Annotated in this window: 2 protein-coding genes; both read right to left on the reverse strand. The window is 68.9% G+C overall.

Annotated features, from left to right (window positions below; translation table 11 throughout):
- Positions 1-11: 11 nt before the first annotated feature.
- A complete protein-coding gene (locus tag G6024_RS05885; protein WP_159148271.1) occupies positions 12-2,510 on the reverse strand; it encodes a glycoside hydrolase family 65 protein in 2,499 nt (832 codons plus the stop codon).
- Positions 2,507-3,238 carry an HAD family hydrolase gene (locus tag G6024_RS05890; RefSeq protein ID WP_120286070.1) on the reverse strand — a complete coding sequence of 244 codons (732 nt, stop codon included), beginning with the start codon at positions 3,236-3,238 and terminating at the stop codon, positions 2,507-2,509. Before G6024_RS05890 ends, G6024_RS05885 begins: the two co-directional genes overlap by 4 nt.
- Positions 3,239-3,388 lie beyond the last annotated feature (150 nt).

Consider the following 3,388-nt stretch of genomic DNA (forward strand, 5'->3'; position numbering starts at 1 on the left):
GGCGGGGCGGCTCAGCCCGCGTCGACGCAGGGCAGGCAGGCGCGAGCCCGGGCATCGAGCTCCATCGACATCGTCCGCCCCGCCGGCACGGTCACCGGCTGGCCCTGGACCGAGCACGCGAAATCGGCGCCGTTGAGGTTCTCGATGGTGATCTCCGTGTGCGTGCACCGCACCCGCACGTGCGTACCCCGCACCGTCAGCCGGAAGCTCAGTCCCGTCCACTCCGCGGGCACCCGCGGGTCGAACGAGATCTCGCCCCGGTAGTCGCGCATCCCGCCGAACCCGCTGACGAGGGCCGACCACACCCCGCCGGTGGAGGCCACGTGGATGCCGTCGGCGGCGTTGCCGTGCACGTCGGCCAGATCCACCACGAGCGCCTTGGAGAAGTGCTCGAAGGCCTCGTCGCAGTAGCCGATCTCGGCGGCGATGATCGACTGGACCACGGCGGACAGTGTCGAGTCGCCGGTGGTCAACGGGTCGTAGTACTCGAAGTTCGCCCGCTTCTCCTCCTCGGTGAACTCGTCTCCGCGCAGGAACATCGCCAGCACCACGTCCGCCTGCTTGAGGACCTGGTGCCGGTAGATCACCAGCGGGTGGAAATGCAGGAGCAGTGGCCGGCGGGGATCCTCGAGGTCCTGGTCCCACACCTCCTTCGCGAGGAAGTCCTGGTCCTGAGGATGGACCTTCAGCTCCTCGTCGAACGCGATCACCATGTTGTCGGCGGCGCGCCGCCATTCGCTGGTCTCGTCGTCGCGCAGCTTGAGCCGTCGGCAGACGGCCTCCCACTGGCCGTCACCCAACGCCGCGATCCGCTTGCAGGCGATCGCGGCGGCCACGAGGTTGAACCGGGCCATGGCGTTGGTGAACAGGTTGTTGTCCACGACGGTCGTGTACTCGTCCGGCCCGGTCACGCCGTGGATGTGGAACATGCCGTCGCCGTCGAAGAAACCGAGCGAGACCCACATCCGCGCGGTCTCGACCAGCACGTCCACGCCCTCGCGGATCATGAAGTCCTGGTCCTCGGTGGCCCACATGTACTTGACCATGGCGTGCGCGATGTCCGCGTTGATGTGGTACTGGGCGGTGCCGGCCTCGTAGTACGCCGACGCCTCCTCACCGTTGATGGTCCGCCACGGGTAGAGGGCGCCCTTGACGGAGAGGTATTTGGCCCGGTTCCGTGCCTTGTCGAGCATGTTGTAGCGGAAGCGGAGGGCGTTACGCGCGAACCGCGGCATGGTGTACGTCAGGAACGGCAGGACGTACGTCTCGGTGTCCCAGAAGTAGTGGCCGGAGTAGCCACTACCGGTGACGCCCTTGGCGGCGATGCCGTTGTACTCGGCCCGTGCCGAGGCCTGGGCCAGCTGGAAGAGGTTGAACCGGATGGCCTGCTGCGTCTCCGCGGGGCCCTCCACCTCGACGTCGGCACGATCCCAGAAGTGGTCGTACCAGTCCCGCTGGGTGCGGTGCAGGTCCTCGACCCCGCGCACGCGGGCCCGTCCCAGGGTGCGCGAGCACCGGTCCGCCAGCTCGCTCGCGGGAACCACCTCGGAGGTGTGGTACGCGGCCAGTTTGGTCAGCTTGAGTACCCGTCCCGGCGTGACGTGGGCGTGGTAGACGATCTTCGAGGAGTCGTCGTCGACCTCGTGGCTCATGGCCACGTCGTCCTCGGTCTCGAGCAGGTGGTCCACGGCGACGGCGATCGTCATGCCCGAGTTGGTGCACCGGTACCCGTGTACGTGGTACCCGCCCTGGTCCTCGGTGACCTGGGGCTCGAGCACCCGGTGCTCGAGCCCCTCGGCCCGGCGGGGGTCGAAGCCCTCTGCCGGGGCGCCGTCGTCCGCGGCGGAGCTGTATTCGTTCTCGCCGTCCTGCCGGTTGAGGACCTGCGAGGAGATCACCACGGGGGCGGGCTCGTCCGGGAGTTCGATCTCGTAGGTCATCACCGCGAGGTGCTTCTCCACCATCGACACCATGCGGCTGGTGCGGATGACGACCTTCTTGCCGGCGGGGGTGCGCCACACGACCTCGCGGCGCAGGATCCCGTCGCGGAAGTCGATGCTGCGCTCGTAGTGTTCGAGGTCGGCCACGCACAGGCGGAGCGGCTCGTCGTCGACGTAGATGCGGATGGTCTTGGTGTCGGGGGCCTGGATCATCGTCTGGCCCTCGCGGGCGAGCCCGTAGGCGTCCTCGGCGTGCTGGATGTGCCACGTCTCGTGGAAGCCGTTGACGAAGGTGCCGTGCTGGGCGGAGTCGCGCCCCTCCTCCGGATTGCCGCGCATGCCCAGGTAGCCGTTCGCCACCGCGAACTGCGTCTCGGAGACCCCGAGCGGCGACGCGTTGGGGCGGGTCTCGACCCAACGCCACGGATCGGCGGGGTGGGTGGAGCGGTTGATCTCGGGGACCTCGAGGTGGCTCCGGAGGTTCACGCCGTAGGTGGTGCGGATGTTGCCGGGCACGGACTGGCCGACGGTGTCGTGGACCGGTCCTCGGGAGAAGGGGATGCGGGTCACCGGTTCGCCTCCGTCAGTCCGGGGATGAGCTCGGCCAGGTCGACGACGACGAGGTCGGCGCCCTCCGCGAGCAGGGTCTCACGCCCGGCTCCGCGGTCCACACCGACCACGCGCGCGAACCCGCCGGCGGCGCCGGCCTGCACACCGGAGACGGCGTCCTCGATCACCACGCAGCGGTCCGCGGGCACTCCGAGCAGCTCGGCGCCCCGCAAGTACGTGTCGGGCCGGGGCTTGCCGGGAATCTGTTCGGCAGCAGCGACGAGGCCGTCGACGATCACTTCGAACCGGTCCCGCAGCCCAGCGGCGGTCAGCACGGCCTCGGCGTTCTTGGAACTGGAGACCACGCAGGAGGCGATGCCGGCGGCGTCGAGGGCGTCGAGGTACGCCACCGACCCGGGGTAGGCCTCGATGCCCTCGTCGAGCAACTCACGGAAGATCACGTTCTTGCGCAGACCGAGCCCGTGGACCGTGTCCGCATCCGGGTCGTTGTCGTCGTCGTTGCCCTCGGGCAGGGTGAGGCCCCGCGCGGCGAGCATCGACGCGATGCCCTCCACCCGCGGCTTGCCGTCTATGTACCGGAAGTAGTCCTCATCCGAGTACGGGTCGATCCCCCGGGCGTCGAAGTAGGTGGTGAACATCCGATTCCACGCCTGCATGTGCTTCTCGGCCGTCGGGGTGATGACCCCGTCGAGGTCGAAGAGCACGGCGTCCACACCGTCATGGTCCATAGCGTTGTCCTATTTCCGGGTCGGTTTGACGGGTCGGGGTGTTCGTCCGGGTGCCGATCGGGCTCGTCCGGTGACGGACCAAGGCTAGTCCCACCCGGCGATTTCCACTGCTTCCCCCCGCCCGGGCGCCGCCCCCGACTTCGGGCCCCC

The sequence above is a fragment of the Dietzia maris genome (assembly GCF_014144855.1).
In the GTDB taxonomy this organism is placed as follows: Bacteria; Actinomycetota; Actinomycetes; order Mycobacteriales; family Mycobacteriaceae; genus Dietzia; species Dietzia kunjamensis.

Bases quoted from the DNA above. Each gene is read 5' to 3' on its own strand.
- G6024_RS05890 (WP_120286070.1), bottom strand. From the start codon at position 3,238: ATGGACCATGACGGTGTGGACGCCGTGCTCTTCGACCTCGACGGGGTC.